At 44.1% G+C, this 18,931-nt stretch carries 17 protein-coding genes and 1 pseudogene; 11 read left to right on the top strand and 7 right to left on the bottom strand.

The features are described from left to right. Nucleotides 1-582: 582 nt before the first annotated feature. Nucleotides 583-1,476, top strand: coding sequence for a LysR family transcriptional regulator (locus K941_RS0106105; RefSeq protein ID WP_051225919.1), 894 nt, complete (start codon nt 583-585; stop codon nt 1,474-1,476). 14 nt (nt 1,477-1,490) lie between these two features. Here the strand turns inward: K941_RS0106105 and K941_RS0106100 are convergent, their stop codons facing one another. Together K941_RS0106100 and K941_RS0106095 are read right to left on the bottom strand one after the other, a co-directional pair. Next, nucleotides 1,491-2,861, bottom strand: a complete 1,371-nt coding sequence (locus tag K941_RS0106100) for an ABC1 kinase family protein (protein WP_029102920.1) — start codon at nt 2,859-2,861, stop codon at nt 1,491-1,493. A 133-nt stretch (nt 2,862-2,994) separates the two neighbouring features. Continuing rightward, a complete protein-coding gene (locus K941_RS0106095) occupies nt 2,995-4,152 on the bottom strand; it encodes a cupin domain-containing protein (RefSeq protein WP_029102919.1) in 1,158 nt (385 codons plus the stop codon). Between the two features lie 256 nt (nt 4,153-4,408). On the opposite strand from K941_RS0106095, the gene prmB reads away from it, so the two are divergent. The 5 genes and pseudogenes from prmB to K941_RS0106070 all read left to right on the top strand — a co-directional run bounded on the left by prmB (nt 4,409) and on the right by K941_RS0106070 (nt 7,732). Continuing rightward, nucleotides 4,409-5,542: a 50S ribosomal protein L3 N(5)-glutamine methyltransferase gene (prmB, locus tag K941_RS0106090; protein ID WP_029102918.1), complete on the top strand. Its 1,134-nt coding sequence runs from the start codon at nt 4,409-4,411 to the stop codon at nt 5,540-5,542. Continuing rightward, nucleotides 5,542-5,949, top strand: coding sequence for a hypothetical protein (locus K941_RS0106085; RefSeq protein WP_029102917.1), 408 nt, complete (start codon nt 5,542-5,544; stop codon nt 5,947-5,949). The genes prmB and K941_RS0106085 overlap by 1 nt, the downstream gene beginning before the upstream one ends. Nucleotides 5,950-5,958: 9 nt before the next feature. After that, nucleotides 5,959-7,047 carry a chorismate synthase gene (aroC, locus tag K941_RS0106080; protein WP_029102916.1) on the top strand — a complete coding sequence of 363 codons (1,089 nt, stop codon included), beginning with the start codon at nt 5,959-5,961 and terminating at the stop codon, nt 7,045-7,047. 3 nt (nt 7,048-7,050) lie between these two features. Next, a pseudogene (gene ybaK / locus K941_RS14915) lies at nt 7,051-7,517 on the top strand (Cys-tRNA(Pro) deacylase). Nucleotides 7,518-7,537: 20 nt separating this feature from the next. After that, complete coding sequence (locus tag K941_RS0106070) at nt 7,538-7,732, top strand: hypothetical protein (RefSeq protein ID WP_029102915.1); 195 nt, start codon at nt 7,538-7,540, stop codon at nt 7,730-7,732. Between the two features lie 639 nt (nt 7,733-8,371). On the opposite strand, the gene K941_RS0106065 is transcribed toward K941_RS0106070, so the two are convergent. The 4 genes from K941_RS0106065 to K941_RS0106050 form a co-directional block, all read right to left on the bottom strand. Continuing rightward, on the bottom strand, nt 8,372-9,196 hold the full coding sequence (locus K941_RS0106065) for a M23 family metallopeptidase (RefSeq protein ID WP_051225918.1): 825 nt from the start codon (nt 9,194-9,196) through the stop codon (nt 8,372-8,374). Continuing rightward, a complete protein-coding gene (locus tag K941_RS0106060; protein WP_029102913.1) occupies nt 9,189-10,055 on the bottom strand; it encodes a symmetrical bis(5'-nucleosyl)-tetraphosphatase in 867 nt (288 codons plus the stop codon). The genes K941_RS0106065 and K941_RS0106060 overlap by 8 nt, the downstream gene beginning before the upstream one ends. A 28-nt stretch (nt 10,056-10,083) precedes the next feature. Next, entirely contained in the window at nt 10,084-10,947 is an 864-nt protein-coding gene (gene rsmA / locus K941_RS0106055) for a 16S rRNA (adenine(1518)-N(6)/adenine(1519)-N(6))-dimethyltransferase RsmA (RefSeq protein WP_029102912.1), read from the bottom strand. Between the two features lie 172 nt (nt 10,948-11,119). Next, on the bottom strand, nt 11,120-11,536 hold the full coding sequence (locus K941_RS0106050) for a DUF4377 domain-containing protein (protein ID WP_029102911.1): 417 nt from the start codon (nt 11,534-11,536) through the stop codon (nt 11,120-11,122). A gap of 774 nt (nt 11,537-12,310) precedes the next feature. Between K941_RS0106050 and K941_RS0106040 the strand changes: the two genes are divergently transcribed. Further along, nucleotides 12,311-12,793: a septal ring lytic transglycosylase RlpA family protein gene (locus K941_RS0106040; RefSeq protein ID WP_029102910.1), complete on the top strand. Its 483-nt coding sequence runs from the start codon at nt 12,311-12,313 to the stop codon at nt 12,791-12,793. A gap of 117 nt (nt 12,794-12,910) precedes the next feature. Here the strand turns inward: K941_RS0106040 and K941_RS0106035 are convergent, their stop codons facing one another. Next, complete coding sequence (locus K941_RS0106035; protein ID WP_029102909.1) at nt 12,911-13,348, bottom strand: HIT domain-containing protein; 438 nt, start codon at nt 13,346-13,348, stop codon at nt 12,911-12,913. Nucleotides 13,349-13,580: 232 nt separating this feature from the next. Between K941_RS0106035 and K941_RS0106025 the strand changes: the two genes are divergently transcribed. The 4 genes from K941_RS0106025 to K941_RS17055 all read left to right on the top strand — a co-directional run bounded on the left by K941_RS0106025 (nt 13,581) and on the right by K941_RS17055 (nt 18,661). Continuing rightward, a complete protein-coding gene (locus K941_RS0106025; protein ID WP_029102908.1) occupies nt 13,581-14,870 on the top strand; it encodes an adenylosuccinate synthase in 1,290 nt (429 codons plus the stop codon). Nucleotides 14,871-15,079: 209 nt separating this feature from the next. Beyond that, nucleotides 15,080-16,735, top strand: a complete 1,656-nt coding sequence (locus K941_RS0106020; protein WP_029102907.1) for an ABC transporter substrate-binding protein — start codon at nt 15,080-15,082, stop codon at nt 16,733-16,735. Between the two features lie 62 nt (nt 16,736-16,797). After that, complete coding sequence (locus K941_RS0106015) at nt 16,798-18,465, top strand: ABC transporter substrate-binding protein (protein ID WP_228130374.1); 1,668 nt, start codon at nt 16,798-16,800, stop codon at nt 18,463-18,465. Nucleotides 18,466-18,520: 55 nt separating this feature from the next. Continuing rightward, entirely contained in the window at nt 18,521-18,661 is a 141-nt protein-coding gene (locus tag K941_RS17055; protein ID WP_156892303.1) for a hypothetical protein, read from the top strand. The last annotated feature ends 270 nt before the right edge of the window (nt 18,662-18,931 follow it).

Below are 18,931 nucleotides of genomic sequence, written 5' to 3'. Positions count from 1 at the left end.
TAATAATTATTTTTATTTGTTTTTATATGATAGTTTTTATAAGAATGACAAAAATTAATTTCGCTATTATATGTCATTTTCAAGAATTAATCTAGAAATATTTTTTATCAAAAAAATTACTATTTTAAAATAATCTTAAAATAATTTTTCTTTAAAAAATAAAATAATTCTTTATTTTTAATTGTTTGAATTTATATTCTGAAAATATTATTGTTCTTTTTATAAATTTTTTTAAAATTTTTATGATTATTTATTGTTTTTTTGTTGTTTTTTTATAAATATGATTAATAAAATTTTTTGTAAAAAAATAATATTATTTTATATAAATATTGACTTATAAAAATTATTTGTTATAATGCTTGCCAGCTTGCCAGCTTGCCAGCTTGCCAGCTTGCCAGCTTGCCAGCTTGCCAGCTAATTATTTGCCTATTAAAAAGTAATTAGTCAAATATTAACAGGTGTTTGCAAAAGCTGCTAAAGGGTCTGATTGAACATTTAGTTTCGCTCTTGTTTTACAGGTTTGTCAGACAAATAATTAATATAGGTAATAATCTGCATGAATCGGTAGATAGGGGGGTTAAGATGTTGTTGGATAATTTGCGAGCGATGGCGGTTTTTGTGGCAGTCGTTAGGCATGGTTCATTTAGTGGTGCCGCTAAAGAACTAAATATTACCACAAGTGCAGTTAGCCAACAGATTCGCTCATTGGAAAACGAGCTTGGGGCGGTGTTATTGCAACGCTCGACACGCAGAGTTAGTCTTACCGAAGTGGGCGAGTTATTTTACCAGTCAGCCTTAAAAATGGTAACGGCAGCCGAGATGGGTTGGCATCAGGCAAGCCGTTTGCGTGATGACGTCATGGGTAACCTAACCATTGCGACCACGCCACAGGTGGCTTGCCAATATCTCATGCCTGCTTTATCAGATTGGTTGGCGCAAAATGAATCTTTGTCGCTACACTTTATGGTGCGTGGGGAAGAGTTTGACATGACTCATGACCGTGTAGACATCTGCGTGGGTTTTGTCGATGCCAAAGAAGTAAGTGAACATGATAAAAATGATGTGTTACTGACTTATGTGCCACAGTTATTATTGGCATCGGGCGACTATCTGGATAGGCATGCGCCCATCCACAGCATTGATGATTTGGCTGAGCAGGATTTTATTTTGTTAGACGGCAATCGCACGATAACCTTCGCCACAGGTGAGACGGTCGACATAAAAAGAAAAAGTCGCCTTAGTACCAACAGCTCTAAAATCGCCCTAAAACTTGCCATGTCGCACCAAGGCATCATCAAGGTTAATGCCTTGGACGCTAAGCCATTCATCCAAAGTGACGAGCTTAAAAACGTGCTGGCAGGGCATGAACTACCGCCCTTGGCATTGGTGGCAAGACTGCCCGATAAAGAATTTCAGCCCACCAAAGTGCAACGCTGTTTGGATATTTTGGTAAAGCATTTTGCTAATCTTGAATAAAAATAAAACGCTCATCATTGAGCGTTTTTTGCGACATGGCGTTTTACCAATCTATCAGCGTCCGTACGGCTGTCCAATGCCGATAGCAAGGCATACGCCCCGATAAATTTGCGACTGATGAACATCAGCTCTTTGGGCGGTAGGCTAAATTCTAGCGACTGCATGCCTGATTTGGCGGTGGTCATGACACGCTGATATAGGTAGCTTTTTGCCCAGATGTATTTGTCATCATCGAGATATTCGCTGTCTGCGGTATCGCTGTCGGCAAATGGCTCGCACGCCATGAGTAGCACGTCCGCCACGTCATCTTGGGGTTTGCCCGTTAATTTATCAAAAAAATCATAGCCAGTCATCGCATTTTTCATCATCGTTTTGTCTTGATAATGACCTGCGATGAGTAGATTTTTGGCAATGGTTAATAATTTGTCATCAAATTGTTTAATCGCCCCAAAATCTAGCAATACCAATTTGTCTTGTTGGGTGGTGTCATCAAGTCTGACCAAATAATTGCCAAAATTGGGGTCGGTTTGCATCTCGCCCCATTCAAAAATCTCTCGTATGACAATGTCAATGGCGGATTGTCCTAAGTGATTACGGCGTGTTTGATTTAATGATTGTAGGGCAGGGTCATTTAAATGAATGCCTGCTTCATAGCTCATGCAAATCAAGCGGGGCGTGGAATAATTATCATAAATGGTCGGTACGATATACCGCTCATCGCCCTTGAGATAATCGGCAAATCGCTTGGTGGTGTTTGCTTCCATGACATAATCCACTTCCCGATGTAATAGCTGCCTAATCTCGCCAAACCAGTCATCTAGGGCTTTGGTTTGGGGGACGGCGTTGGTTACTTTTAATAAATGCTTAAATAACGACAAATCCGAATCAATGGCTTGGGCGACATTGGGGTATTGGACTTTTAGAACGACTTCTCGCCCTGAATATTTGTGCGTGGCTTTGTGGACTTGGGCAAGGCTTGCCGTGCCAATGGGTGTCCGCTCAATCTCAAAATCATCAGCCCGCCCGCCCAGCTCCGCCCGTATCGTATGATAGATGATGTGCCACGCCAATGGGGCGGTCTGAGCGTCTAGGGTGTGCAGGGCATTGACGACTTCACGGGGGAGCATATGCTCGCCATATAACGCCAGCATTTGCCCGACTTTGACGACCGACCCTTTTAATTTGCCAAGCTCTGCCACCAAATAATCCGCCTGCTCTTGCATGAGCGTGTGTTTTTGGAGTTCCCGCTGTTCTTTGGATAAAAAAAGCCCCGTAACGCCACTTTTCGCCCAGTTTTTGCCGATGTTTAGGGAGGTTTTGGCAATGCTTAATTGGCGAGAGAGTGTGGACGTTTTTACGGTATCTAGAGGCTTTTTGTCGGTCATTGAGCTATCAAATCATTTAAAATTGGGGATTATAGCAGAAAACGGGGGTTTTGGCTATGCTCTTTTGGGGGTAGGGCGTGGTTGGGTGTTGGCGGTAGAAAATGCCAAGTTTGTTGCTTGGCATTTAAATGAATTAAATCAAAATCAGCCAATTATCATTGAGCCAATTTGCACAACTTGCCAATAAGTCGTTATCCAAATCACAAGATAAGTCATCAAACGTAATCACGTCATGATTGGTAAAGCGGTTAATGAGTGCCAGCTCTTTGTCATTAAAACACACGCATTCGCCATTGATGTACCAATCATCGTTTTGTCGGACAAATCGGCAGGCGGGATTTATCATCAAGCATTCGCCATTTTGCAAGCGTTCAGCCAGTTCATCGGAGGCAAGTTCGTCATCAAAGGCAATCAAATCATATTGGCGTTTGCTGACCAATTCACTCAACGCTTGGGTTAAAATGGCGTTGCCTTTGTCAGAATTTAGTAAATTGATAAGCTCGCTTTTTATGGCGGTAATGCTCTCGTCTGTTAGCTCATAAGCGTTGTTTTGTAAGGTTTGGGGCAGGATAAGCGGAGAGAATAGAGTGTGTTCGCCTGTGGCAACGTCCGCCACTTCGTCTAGGATTTGCACCATGTTAGGACGGCGAAACCCAAAGCTAAACGTCAAGCAGTCGTCTTGGGCGACCCCATAATGGCTAAGGCGTGGCGGTACATACAGCACGTCTCCTGCTTCTAGGATTTCATCAAAAATAATCTGCCCCATGTCGTCAAGCAGGCGAATGGGCTGACCTTCAATAAATGGCGTGTCGCTATCACACATTTTACCAAGCGTCCAACGGCGAGAGCCATGGCCTTGTGCCAAAAACACGTCATATTCATCATAATGCTCACCGACCGAACCGCCCGCCCCAGCGACCGATACCATGATGTCGTCTTGTTGCCATTTTGGAATAAAATCAAAGGCTTGCCACAGCTCGCCAAGCTCGGGCGACCACTGTTCTAGGTTTTGCACCAGCACTGTCCACAGGCGTGGGGTGTTTTGCAAATCTTGTTCGGTCAAAGGCGAATTTTTAAGCGTCCACTCCTTTGAGTTGTCGTCTTTTTGGGCGATAAGCCGTGCTGATACGCCGTCTTCCATCGCCAAATCAAGCACGTCAACAGGCTCAAACATGCCCACAAGGGCAGGCAAGCCGTTTTTGATAAGTAGGGGCTTTTTTTGCCAATATTCTGCAAAAAAAATCTCGGGCGTGATGTCGGCAGGCAGGCAAAAGGGGGGTTTGTCGGTCATGGGTGTCTCTTTTTGATAAATCTGTTATCTTTAAAATGTGATGTTGTTAATCATTGGTGTGTTTGAAATCATCCAAAATCATTAGGGTGAATGTGATTTGCTCCTAACAACTCAATATAAGGTTTAAATTTTTCTATTTTATCAATTTTTCCCCCAAAAAACCATTTTTACCACAAAATTTAATGACTGATTTAAAAAGCGGTTTAAAAATGGGCGATTTTTCTTTATAATGGCAAATTTATGCGATTAAGAGAATATCATGTCAGACACCCATTTAGATGACCAGTTTAGCGATGATGCCGAGCAAGAATTTGACAGCTCAGACAACTTAGAACACTTAGACGAGCTAGACAATGGCAAATTAAGCCCTGCCCAAATTGACGAGTTACATATTCAGCTTGATGAAGCAGGACGAAATTTGCGTACCATTCGGGATTTTATCCGTTTTTGTGTGAGCAAACTGCGTGAATATGACGTGGTGGTGGCACAGGGGACGACCGATGAATTTGCCGAAAGCTCTGCCATTGTCCTGCATACGTTAAACCTAGATTGGGGGGCGAATCCTGAGATTTTGGATTGTCGTTTGACCGACAGCGAAAAGCAGGCGGTGCTTGACTTATTATCCGAGCGGATTATTCAGCGTAAGCCTTTGTCGTATCTTATTAACTTGGCGTATTTTTGTAATTTGCCGTTTTATGTGGACGAGCGTGTGCTTATTCCACGCTCGCCCATTGCCGAGCTTATCAATCAAAACTTCTATCCGTATTTTGATGTGGATAATGCCAACAAAACCAAATTTTTTGCCCACGGTTTGCAAGAGTTGCAACTGGCTCCGCCTGAGCGGATCTTAGACCTTTGCACAGGGTCGGGCTGTATTGCCATTGCTTTGGCGGTGGCGTTCCCTGATGCCAACGTGGATGGGGCGGATATTGATAAAGATGCCTTGGAGGTGGCATGGACGAATGTCGAACATCATGAATTATCTCATCAGGTCAATCTCATTGAGAGTGATTTGTTTGCCAAAATCCCTGCCGAAAATCAGTACGAGCTGATTGTTACCAATCCGCCTTATGTGGATGCGGCGGTCATGGCGGAGCTACCGCCAGAGTTTTTGCATGAGCCAGAACATGCCTTAGCGGCAGGGCAGGATGGGTTGGATTTGGTACATCAAATCTTGTATCATGCTCCTGATTATCTGACAAAAGACGGGCTGTTGGTGTGTGAAGTGGGCGACAGCGAATGGGCGTTACGCCAATCTTATCCTGAGATTCAGTTTGACTGGCTCACTTTCCAAAAAGGCGGAAGCGGGATTTTTGCCATTACCTGCGAGGAGCTTTTGGAATATCGTGATGAGTTTAAAAGACAGGTTGATAGGGCGATGGGGGAATAATGGATTTAACCAATCTAAAAATCGGTACGGTATTTACTAACGCTCAATTGATGGAAAAATTCGGCGTATCAAATTCCGGTGGCATGCGCCGCAGTCGAAAAAACAATGTGTTGATTTTGGTTCATAAAAAAGACAGTGTTTATCAAGACAGATGGCAAGATGGTAAGCTGCTTTATACAGGCATGGGGCTAAAGGGCGATCAAGATGTGAATTTTGGTCAAAATAAAACATTGGCACAATCAAAAACCAATGGTGTTGCAGTGCTTTTGTTTAATAACCCAATGCCAAATGTTTATGAGTATGAAGGTGAGGTTGTTTTGGCAGGTAAACCTTTTTATGAAAAACAGCGTGATGAAAGCAATAAAGAAAGGCAGGTGGTAATTTTTCCACTTTGCTTTAAATCATAAGGGGGTAACATGTCAGGCAACACAATAGGACAACTTTTTACCGTAACCACCTGTGGCGAATCGCATGGCGTGGGGCTTATGGCGATTGTGGATGGTGTACCGCCCAATTTGGCGCTGTGCGAGGCGGATTTGCAAGCCGAGCTTGACCGCCGTAAACCTGGCACTTCCAAATTTGCCACGCAAAGAAAAGAAGATGACGTGGTGGAGATTATCTCTGGGGTGTTTGAAGGGCGTACCACAGGCACACCGATTGGGCTACTCATTCGCAACACCGACCAAAAGTCCAAAGACTATGGCAATATCGCCACGACTTTTCGCCCCAATCATGCCGATTATACATATACGATGAAATACGGCTTTCGGGATTATCGTGGCGGTGGGCGTTCGTCTGCTCGTGAAACTGCCATGCGTGTGGCGGCAGGGGCGATTGCCAAAAAATACCTAAAAGAACGCTTGGGCGTTGTCATTCGTGGACACGTCACCCAAATCGGCACCGAAAAGGCTGAGAAGCTCGATTGGGATATTGTAAACCAAAACCCGTTTTTTTGTGGGGATATTGACGCTATACCACGCTTTGAAGCCTTGGTTACGTCTTTGCGTGAACAAGGCACAAGCTGTGGAGCGAAGTTGGAGATTTTTGCCGAGAATGTCCCTGTGGGCTTGGGCGAGCCGATTTTTGACCGCCTAGATGCCGATATCGCCCATGCGATGATGTCTATCAATGCCGTTAAGGGCGTAGAGATTGGCGATGGTTTTGCGGTTGCCGAGCAGTTTGGGCATGAGAGCCGAGATGAGCTGACCCCTGACGGCTTTTGTGCCAATCACGCAGGTGGGATTCTGGGTGGGATTAGTAGTGGGCAAACCATTCGTGTCGCCATTGCCCTAAAACCGACCGCCAGTATCACCACCGCAGGCAAGACGATTAACCTAGACGGTGAAGCCACAGACGTGATTACCAAAGGTCGCCATGACCCTTGTGTGGGCGTGCGAGCCACACCGATTGCCGAGGCGATGCTTGCCATTGTCCTACTTGACCATTATTTGCGTCATCGTGGGCAAAATGCCGATGTGGTACAACCTTTAAAGCCGATTGAGTAAGTCATGACTCCTGCCATTCGTCTATTAAAAAAGCAAAAAATCGCCCACAGTATTCATGAATACGACCATGACCCAAATAACACCAATTTTGGGTTGGAAGCGTCCCAAAAGTTAGGTTTATCGCCTGATGAAGTGTTTAAAACCTTGCTCGTTACGGATGGCAAGGCGTATTTTGTGGCGATATTGCCCGTGTGTCATCTGCTTAATTTAAAGAAAATGGCAACGGCTGTTGGTGTAAAAAAGCTCATAATGGCAAACCCTAGCGACGCCGAACGCTTAACAGGTTATATCGTGGGTGGGATTAGTCCCATTGGCAGAAAAAACGCCTAACAACCGTGATACATTCGTCCGCCCAAGCCCTTGATAACATATATGTGAGTGGTGGCAAGCGTGGGCTGGATATTGGCATTGCCCCTGATGAGTTAGCAAGTGTTTTAACAGCACAATTTTGTGATATTATAGATGAGTAATTTTTAATCAGAGAGGCTTTATGAAAAAATTAATGCTTAGCGTCATGGCAGGTGCTATCCTACTAACAGGTTGTGCCACCACAGGCACGGATGGCACAAGCAACGCCATTAATACCGCAACCAATGTCGGTATGGCAGTATTAAAACCGCTGTGGACACCCAATGTCGCACCCAGCTCAATGGCTATAATGCCTACAAAACCATCACCATGCTGATGACTACTGAACAAAAAACAGCTCTTGAAAACAGAGTACACCCCACAAACCTCAAATATGCTACAATACCCTAACACCCATCAAATAGAGCTTTAAATACCATGACCTACTCCTTAGACTTTCGTAAAAAAGCTCTGGCACTCATCAATGACAAAGGCATGTCTTATCGCAAGGTACACCCAACCAACTTGATATTTACCACGCCCCTACGTCCACACATTATTGTATTTGTAGTAATTTTAAAGTTTCTTGGGTGTACAAGTTAAACTACTTAAACCGCAAGCTAGCACCAACAATTGCTTTAAATAAACAAGATTTGGCATTAAACCTTTACTTCTTATGAGTGGTTAGAGTTTTATTTTAAACAAAGTGCAAATAACTCTTGAGTTTCTTGCAAGTACAGCTAACAAAATTGAATTTTACTACGGAAACCGTTCGCCACAAGCTTGCCCTCGGGTCGGTTTCCGTCATGGTTCGACAGGCTCGCCACGAACGGAAACCGTGGTACTTTTTCATTTTGTAGAGTGTATATTTTGATTGTGAACAGGTTCTTGGGGCTCTAAGTTTAAAGAAAGCCGTTATGGACAGACAAATTGCCATGAACGGTTTTCTTTTGGTGGGGTTTTTAGTTGCATCCAATCATTTTAAAACCGTCACAGGGTCAATGTAGACGCCATTTTTAGCAATACGAAATTCTAGTAAAGTTGCCCCATTTTGTTGCTGTTTCATCTTGGCAATAGGGTCGCCCACACTGATTTTTTGCCCTTTGCGAACGCTGACATCCTTGACATGCAGGTAGCTACTGACAAAGCCGTCGGGGTGTGAGATGGTAATAATGCCACCTGTACTAGCATTATCAGCATGTACCACCGTCCCTGAGCGGGCGGCACGAATCGGATCATTGTTTTTGCCAATAAACCACATGCCTTCAACCTTGGTGTTGATGCCATTAATGTTGCTAATTTCACCAAAGTGACGCACAACTTTACTATCTTTGCTGACAGGGTATTCAAATTGCATGACGCCCACACTGCCGACCATAGGGTTTTTAACGGTAATCACCTTGGTTGTGTTTGTATTGGTATTTGAGGGTACGGGGCTTTGTGTGATACTGGTACTTGTGCCAGCTTGGGCGGGGTTTGATGTTCCCCATAGGGTTAGCCACTGCCCGACACGGATGGTGTGATTACTGTCTAGGCGGTTGATGCGACTAACTTCACGCCAGTTAAGACCATAGCGAGCGGCGATTTTTGAGACGGTATCACCACGTTGGACTTGGTAACGCTGGGGCACGCCTTGTTTGGCATGGTTGCCACCAGCAGGCGTGGTGCGAGTGTTATTATTTGGCTGATAGGTGGGTTTGTTGGCACACGCTGACAGGATTAACGCTGTTAAAATGGCTACACCCATTCGAGTATGTGATAGTGTCACCCCTTTTGTAGTGAAAAAAGACGGATTAGCCATGGTTGTTACTCCTATCGTCTATGCCATTTACACTAATAAGGCGTTCATCAATAAGGCGATACGCCACCAGTTTGCCACCCCACACACAGCCCCCATCTAACGCACGAACGTGGTCGGTGGCAATTTTTGCTTCTAGGGCTGCCCAATGCCCGAACAAAATCTTGCGTTTGCGTACCACTTTCCAATCAAACCAAGGACGATAACCCAAAGGCATGGAATCGCCAAGGCTTTCTTTGAATGAAAATTCAAGCGTGCCATGTTTGTCACACAGTCGCATGCGTGTCAGATAGTCGGCAATCAGTCGCAGGCGAGCATGACCTGTTAGCTTATCCGACCAAGGTTCGATGGCTTTGCTGTATAAATTGGGTAACAGCTTATCAAGCTCATCTAAATCACCGCCAAAGGCTTGTGCCAGTTCGTTAGCATAACCCTTGGCGTCTTTGACCTTCCAATGGGGTGGTATGCCTGCATGGGTCAATACCGTTTTGTCGTTGGGATATACCAAAAATGGCTGATGACGTAGCCAGTTTAACAGCTCATCACAGTCGGGAGCGGTAAAAATCGGTGCGGTGTTGTCTTTGGGCTTGATGGGTAAAACACCCCGCCATGTGGCAATCAGCGTAATGTCATGGTTGCCAAGCACGGTGGTCAATGCCCCAATGTCGGACAAACGCTTGACTTGTCTTAGGGTGTCTAGGGAATTTTCCCCACGAGCCACGATGTCGCCACACAGCCAGAGTTTATCTTGGGTTTCATCAAAATCTAGGGCAACAAGCAGTCGATTAAAGGCGTCAAAACAACCTTGTAAATCCCCAATGACGTATTCATGGCGATAAACTTTGGGTGCTACTATATTCATTATATCAGTTAAATAATAAAAAGTTTGTTCAATTATAATAATTATTTGGGGTTAATTTTGGTTTTTCAAAGGCGACATCGGACAGTCGTACAAAATCCGCCACACTTAGCGTCTCGGGACGGGCTTGAGGATTGATGCCTGCTTTGGCAAAATCATCATCATCCAAAGTTGGTAGCATGCTCACACTTTTAAAAATCGCTCGCAAGGTTTTGCGTCTATGATTAAAAGTTTCACGCACGACATCGGCAAAGAGTTTTTCATCTTGGGCTTGCAAGGGTTTGACCTTAAAAGGCGTTAGACGAAACACGGCAGAGGTTACCTTTGGTGGTGGGTTAAACGCCCCATTTGGCACGGTCAACAGATAATCAGCGGTGCAATGATACTGCATGATGACCGACAGTCGCCCATACGCCTTGGTATTTGACTCGGCAGTGATACGGTCAACGACTTCTTTTTGAAGCATAAAGTGCATGTCGGTGATGACATCGCTAAATTCTAACAAGCGAAACAAAATGGGCGTGGAGATGTTATAAGGCAGATTACCTACCACACGAAACGCCCCACGCCCCACCTGCTTGGCAAGTTCATGATAGTCAATATGCATGGCGTTGTCATTAATGATGGTAAAATCAGGGTGGCTGTTCGCTCCGATGTTGATTTTTAGACCATTGGCCAAATCACGGTCAAGCTCGATGACTGTCATGCCATCCACTTCTGCCAGTAGTGGCTCGGTCAATGCCCCAAGCCCCGGTCCGATTTCTAGTAGGTTATCGGTGCGAGATAAGCGAACACTATCAACGATTTGGCGGATGATGCCTGTATCGTGTAAAAAGTTCTGCCCAAAGCGTTTTCTGGGGGCGTGATTAAATTCTTTTGGCGTGCGAATGGTCATGGTGTGTTTGTCTTAAAATTTAGCCAATTATAACACCCTTTGCCAAAAAATAAAAATTGGACGAACCAACCAGTCATTTTCATGATGGTAAGCTCGCCCAATGGGTAGATTATACTAACTTGAAAGGCTTTACAAGAACAAAGAGTCTTCAAGTCTTTGCAGTCAGAAATAATTACTGTACAGGATTAATGATTTCAGGATTTACCGAGATGACTTTGTTTAGTTTCCATACAGGAACGACTTTGCCTGAGGCTTCATCATCAACTGCCGTTTGGCTGATGTTTAGCACATAGCGGTTACCTTCTTCAAAGCTAAATCCTTCGATGTTGCCACTTAGGACATTATAGTTACGCTCGTGGGTACGGCGGTATTGTAGGCATTCGCTAGCAACGGCGTTACCTGCGGTGTCGGTGAGCTGGCAAGTGGCTTTGCGTGGAGCGATTTCGATGTCAAAGCTTGGGATGTTAACTACTTTAACAGCTTTAACTTCGCCTTCTACAGTCTTGACACGGGTGTCGTCTAGTTGGGTGCTGGCACAGCCTGTTAAGGTCAAGGCAGTGATTGATGATAGGGCGATGATTTTTTTCATGGGGGTATCCTAATTTAATTTGGTGTTGATGCTAAATTTACAGCAGGGCAGTGATTGCCTGCAAATTTATTGTAGTCTTTTTTTATTGCCATATTCTTTTTGAAATGTAATAAAGAGTAATAAAGCGTTGGTTTTGGCTTATTTTTAGCCACATTCATTACAAAACATACACGCATTTTGCTTTTTTCAAATTATCTAAACATTTTCTCAAATTAAAATTTGCCAAAAATAAAAGCGACATGATGGAGTGGTATCAATACACGTTTACAAAAAAATAGCAATCGCTTAACAAGTGACGGATGATGATTTGTTATAATAGTGCGTGCCCACCCTTTATAACACATTTTAACATTTAGAAATTTCATAGAAATAAAATGGTGTTTTTGCATGAAAAATGGCTAAATCTTGTGGCTCGAAGTCAAAAGCTCGTTTGATAAAATGACTATCAAATTTCACTTTTTCCTTGAAAAACGGGCGATTTTTCGTGATTTTCATTGCAAATAAAAAAGTTCAGCACACCCTAGCCATTCTTTTTGTTTGGCAGGTTTTCATATTTTTTTAAAACCGTTATTCATTTCTCAACCATAGAGAACTAACATCAAAGATGGTTAAAACATCTTTTGTATTATTTTATAAAGAGAACCCTATTCTCAACTTTACATAAATGACTGATTTATCAAGGGCGAATTGCAATTCGCCCTTACAATTTAAATAATAATTATTGAGCAATCAATAAGTTACCATTTTAAGTTGAGATTGGAGTAAAGAGACATTATGCGTTTACTTAACATCACCGCCCTAGTTCTAACTGCCTTGATTGGCGTGCAGGCTTCTGCCCATTCGACCACGGCGTCTTATTATGCCGATAAATTTAATGGTCGTAAAACTGCCAATGGCGAAGTATTTAGCAATAACGGCATGACTTGTGCGTCCAACCAATACAAGCTAGGCACTCATGTCAAAGTGACCAATGCCAAAACAGGCAAATCCATTACTTGCAAAGTCAATGACCGTATTGGTAAGGTGGGGCGTATTGACCTGACTAAAAATGCCTTTAAACAGCTTGTCCCATTGTCAGCGGGTTTGGTAAAAGTGACCGTTACCCCAGTGGGTAAAGATGAAAAATCAACCAAGGCGGATGATACCGTCATCGCCAAAGACAGCCTTGCCAAAGAAAAATTGGCACAAGATGAGCAAAAGCTGAATGAAAATAATCAAGATGGCACGCTAAATCTGGCATTTGAACAAGACAAGTGATTAAATCATTTGTAAAAACCACAAAATCCGTCATTTGGTGTAATGACGGATTTTTTTATGTGTTGCTTGATGTGAATAAATTATCAATTTTTTTAAATAAAATCAATGGATTAAACGCTAAACCACCATTTTCCAGTCAAAAGGCATTTCATGATGTCCACGCAGTGCCATCATCAGGGTTTGCTTCATGTGTTGCAAGACTTCGGGCGTGTAGGCGATGGCAGGGCAACCCCAAACAGGGTTGGGCCAGCGAGCGTCATTTTGATAGCGGACGACATGATGAAAGTGTAGTTGTGGCACTTGATTACCAAGGGCGGCGACGTTCATTTTGTCCGCACCAAAGATTTTTGCCATTTGGCTAGATACCCAGCTTGATTCACGTAAAAATTGTACTTGGTCAGCATCAGATAACTCATAGATTTCTTTGATGTTTGAGACACGTGGCACCAAAATCAGCCAAGGAAATTGACAATCATTCATCAAACGCACGGTGCATAGGGGCAGGTCGCCAACCAAAAATGTGTCTTTGGCAAGGGCGGGATGTAATTGGAACATTGAGATAGCCTTTTTTTAATTATGAATTTTAACAGGATATTGTAACATGATTTTGGCGAAAATTTTAAGGGCTTTGGCAAAATTTTGCAAGTTTTTGCTAATTTGAATTGATTTGATAAATTTTAAAAATTTATTCAATTTAAGCTAGTTTTCCCCCTTGGTTATGTGTTAAACTAGATAGGAAAAACGCCAAAATTTGGCATTGGTTTAACTTTAAAAAAAGGTGAAAGACATGGGTAAAAATGTTGTCGTGCTTGGCAGTCAGTGGGGCGATGAAGGTAAAGGCAAAATCGTGGATTTGCTGACCGAAAAAGCAACAGCGGTGGCACGCTATCAAGGCGGACACAATGCAGGGCATACGCTGGTGGTCGGTGGCGAAAAGACCGTTTTGCACCTTATTCCGTCTGGGATTTTGCGTGAAGGCGTAACCTGCTTTATCGGCAATGGCGTGGTGCTCGCCCCTGACGCTCTATTAAAAGAGATGAAAGGCTTGACCGACAAAGGCGTGCCTGTGCGTGAGCGTCTGCGTATCTCGCCTGCTTGTCCGCTTATCATGCCTTATCACACCGCTCTTGACCAAGCCCGTGAGTTAAAGCGTGGCAACAGTAAAATCGGCACAACAGGGCGTGGCATCGGCCCTGCTTATGAAGACAAAGTGGCTCGCCGTGGCTTGCGTGTGGCTGATTTGTTCCGCAGTGATTTGGCGGATAAATTGGCAACTATCTTGGAGTATCATAACTTTGCTTTGACCCAGTACTACAAAGCGGAAGCGATTGATTATGATGCCACCCTTGCCCTATGCCAAGAGTGGGCAAGCGAGCTAAAAGACTTGGTTGTGGACGTCACAGACGAGCTAGAAACACGCCGTCAGGCAGGCGAGAACTTGATGTTTGAAGGAGCCCAAGGCACCTTGCTTGACATTGACCACGGGACTTATCCGTTTGTAACGAGCTCAAACACCACCGCAGGGGGCGTGGCAACAGGCACAGGGCTTGGGCCTTTGTATTTTGATTATGTGCTTGGCATCACCAAAGCCTATACCACTCGTGTGGGTTCAGGACCTTTCCCAACCGAGCTGTTTGATGATGTGGGTGAGCATTTGGGCAAAGTGGGGCATGAGTTTGGAGCGACCACAGGGCGTGCCAGACGTTGTGGCTGGTTTGATGCAGTGGCACTTAGACGAGCGGTTGTATTAAACTCCATGAGCGGTATCTGCCTAACCAAGCTTGACGTGCTAGACGGTCTTAGTGAGATTAAAATCGCCACAGACTATACCTTGCCAGAAGGCGAGATTCAGGGTGCGTATGATGCTGAGTATTATGCCAAAGTAACGCCTGTGTATGAGACATTGCAAGGCTGGAGTGAGTCTACAATCGGTATCACTAAGTTTGACGACTTGCCAGAGAATGCCAAAGTCTATATCAAGCGTATCGAAGAGCTTGTGGGCTGTCCTGTGGACATCATCTCAACAGGGGCGGACAGAGCCGAGACGATTGTGCTAAGAGACCCGTTTAATGCATGATTTAGCATGATTTAATCTGACACAAAACCATTTATTTTATGATAAGTGGTTTTTTGTTGTCATTATTTTGCCATAATCTTTAAAAAATTCTTGACTTTGGGGGTAAAAAATGATTATATTTAGTTGTCATTTGAATAAGTGGTAATTACGCAAGTTCAAATAACGCAATGCTAACGATAAGTTACTGTTTTTCACATAAGGACATACTCATGAATGCAAAATTTGTACCATCAGCACTGCTTGTCTCGCTTAGCCTGGCTTTATTTGGCTGTGGTGGCGATAAAGAGTCAACCCAAACATCAGCAGGTAATACATCTGTTGCTAAAGGCGAACTTGCCGATACACAAGAAGTGACCATCAATAACAGTGCAGAGCCTGAGTCGCTAGACCCGCATAAAGTATCAGGCACACCAGAATCTAACGTCATTCGTCAGCTATTGGTTGGTTTGACGTCAACCGATGCAAATGGCAATACCGTGGCGGGCATGGCAGAATCATGGGAGAGTGCTGATAATAAGGTGTGGACATTTAAATTGCGTGATGCCAAATGGTCAAATGGCGACCCTGTAACGGCTCAGGATTTTGTATATAGTTTTCAGCGCCTGGTAAATCCTGAGACAGCATCGCCTTATGCCACTTATTTGGCGGCGGTCAAGGTGGTGAATGCCCAGGACATCGTAGACGGTAAGGCAAAACCTGATACACTGGGTGTTAAAGCCATTGATGATAAGACGCTTGAGGTCACCTTATCCGAGCCTGTACCTTATTTGCCTGACACGCTCATTCATACTTCTGTCAAGCCTGTCAACCAAAAAGCAGTAGAGCAACATGGTGACAAATGGACAGCAGTGGGTAACTATGTGGCGAATGGTGCTTACAACCTAAAAGATTGGCAAGTTAATGAACGCATCGTGCTAGAGCGTAATGTCAGTTATTATGACGACGCCAAGACCACCATCAATACAGTCACGCTACTGGCCATCCCATCGGAGGTTACCGACGTGACTCGCTACAAAGCGGGCGAGATAGATGTTACGGCAGATGCCCTACCATCAGAGCAGTTCAAACAGCTCCAATCAGAGTTGGGCGAGCAGGTCAAGGTTCAGCCGAAGCTATGTACTTATTATTATGAGTTCAACCATACCAAAGCTCCATTTGATGACGTGCGTGTGCGTAAAGCGTTATCGTTGGCACTAGACCGTGACATCATTACTGACAATATCTTGGCACAAGGTCAGACCGTGGCATATCAATTCACGCCAAATTCTATCGCAGGCATGAAAGATTATGAGCCTGAGTGGAAGGCGTGGGACAAAGCCAAGCGTATTGAAGAAGCCAAAAAGTTACTGGGTGAAGCAGGTTATAATGAGTCCAATCCTTTGAAGTTTGAACTGCTGTATAATACATCAGAGGCACACAAAAAACTGGCGGTGGCAGCAGCGTCGTTTTGGAAGGATTCTTTGGGCTTTGTTGAAGTGAGCCTAAATAACCAAGAATGGAAAACCTACCTTGAAACTCGACGTACTCAAAAGCATCAAGTTTCTCGTGGTGGATGGTGTGCTGACTACAACGAAGCGTCAACTTTCCTAAATACATTCATCTCAACCGATTCGAGCAACTATGGTAAATACAACAGCCCAGAGTTTGACCGTTTGATGAGTAGTACATTAGGGGCGGATGTTACCGCAGAACAGCGTGCCGAGCTGTATCGTCAAGCCGAAGCGGTGCTAGACAAAGACAGTGCGACCATCTTTGTGTATCACTATGTATCACCCCGTTTGGTAAAACCATACGTCCTAGGCTATGCAGACAACGACCCGCAAAGTACATGGCAGGTCAAAGATTGGAAAATCGCCAAACACTAACACATCACAACAGCACAAATCGCCCTAGGGTGGTTTGTGTTTTGTTTATTATAGGAGAAATTATGTCCCATTTTATGTCTCAACTGCCATGTTTTCGTCCTGCTGTGCTTAGCATGGCAGTCTTGTTTGGTTTGACAGCGTGTGGCGGTGATAAGCCAAGCTCGGCCCAAACCGATGCTACCCAAACTGACACCAATGCCCAAGCGACTACTGAGCAAGCCATTACCATTAATAACGCCAGTGAGCCTGAGTCGCTTGACCCGCATGTCGCCAAGGGTGTGCAAGAGGCGAACGTGATTCGTCAGTTTTCAGAAGGACTATTGACAACAGATAATGATGGTAATCTGGTGGCAGGCATGGCACAAAATTGGGAGAGTGCTGACAATAAAGTATGGACATTTAGCTTGCGTGATGCCAAATGGTCAAATGGCGACCCTGTAACGGCTCATGATTTTGTATATAGTTTTCAGCGTTTGGTTGACCCAAAAACAGGGTCATCGTATGCCAGTTATCTAGAAGATGCCAAAGTGGTCAATGCCAGTGAAATTATCTTGGGTAATAAGCCAACGGATGCATTGGGCGTACGAGCCATTGATGATAAGACCTTAGAGATTACTTTGTCAGAAGCGGTACCTTATTTGCCTGACATGATGATTCATACGTCTGTACAGCCTGTGCATAAGGCAACCGTGGAAGCTCATGGCGATAAATGGACAAATCCTAAGAATATCGTGGTCAATGGGGCATATAAGCCAACCGAATGGATAGTCAATGAAAAAATTGTCTTAGAGAAAAATCCATCCTATCATGACCATGCTAATGTCAAGCTGGATAAGCTGACCATGCTACCCATTCCGCAGGCAACCACAGACGTACAGCGTTATCAGGCGGGCGAGATTGACATTACCGCCAGTGAGTTGCCATCTGAGCAGTTTGCATCACTAAAACAAACCTTAGGCGATGAGGTCAAATCCGCCCCAACGCTATGCACCTATTATTATGAGCTCAATGTTGATAACGCCCCCTTTAATGACATCAAGGTTCGCCGTGCTCTAAACTTGGCGACAGACAGAGAGTTGATTGCCAAGAAAGTCATGGGGCAAGGACAGGTACCTGCCTATCAATTTACCCCGCCTGCCGTCAAAGGGGGATTAAAATATACCCCAGAATGGCAATCATGGGACAGAGCAAAGCGTTTAGAGGAGGCTAAAAAACTACTGGGTGAAGCAGGTTATAATGAATCTAACCCGCTGACCTTTAAGCTGTTGTATGACACCAACGAAAGCCACAAAAAAATCGCCGTGGCAATGGCAAGCCTGTGGAAAGAGTCCTTGGGTGTAAATGTAGAGCTTGTGAACGAAGAGTGGAAGAGCTATCTAGAAACTCGTCGTTTGGGTAAATACCAAATGGTGCGAGCCAGATGGTGTGGCGATTATAACGAATCATCAACGTTCCTAAACTTGATGAAATCAAATAACACCAACAACTGGTCAGCCTATAAGAGTGCCGAATATGACGCCATCATGGCAAGTTCATTACAGGCAGGGCTAAGCGATGAAGAGCGAGTGAAAATCTATCATCAAGCCGAGAGTCTGCTGGACAAAGATGAGGTTCATATTGACATCTTTTATTATACCAATGCCCGTCTAATCAAGCCTTATGTACAAGGGTATTCTAATAAAGACCCGCTTGACCAATGGCAAGCCAAATATTGGTCAGTGGTAAAATAGACCATTAACACCGCTGGAGCGGAATGCTCCAGCTTCATCATCATGGAGAACTAAGATGAAACCATCAACATTAAACCTAGCCATGCTTACCTTATGTGGAGCGGTTGCTTTGACAGGGTGTGGGGGGAGTGATAAGCCGTCCACCCAAGCAGGTAGTGCCAGCAGTATCAGTGCATCCAAGGACAGCATCATTTAGAAACAGAGTCACTAAATGACCCGAGCAGTAACTGGCAAATCAAGGACTGGACGTTAAAATAATTGGCATTAATCACAGCACCTTGCAGTTGTTTGTAAGGTGCTGTTGTTTTTAAAAATTACGCCCTATGATTGATGCAAATTTTTTGCAATGAGATTTTTTTAATAAAAGTTTTAAATACTGATGTTTTATCAAAAATAATTAATAGGTGTATATAATGGCTTATGTTACAATAAGCCACCGATTCTTTAGGGTATGCCTGCCTTTTGT

It is taken from the genome of Moraxella caprae DSM 19149 (assembly GCF_000426885.1).
Lineage (GTDB): Bacteria > Pseudomonadota > Gammaproteobacteria > Pseudomonadales > Moraxellaceae > Moraxella > Moraxella caprae.
This window is presented reverse-complemented; position numbering and strand designations above follow the sequence as displayed.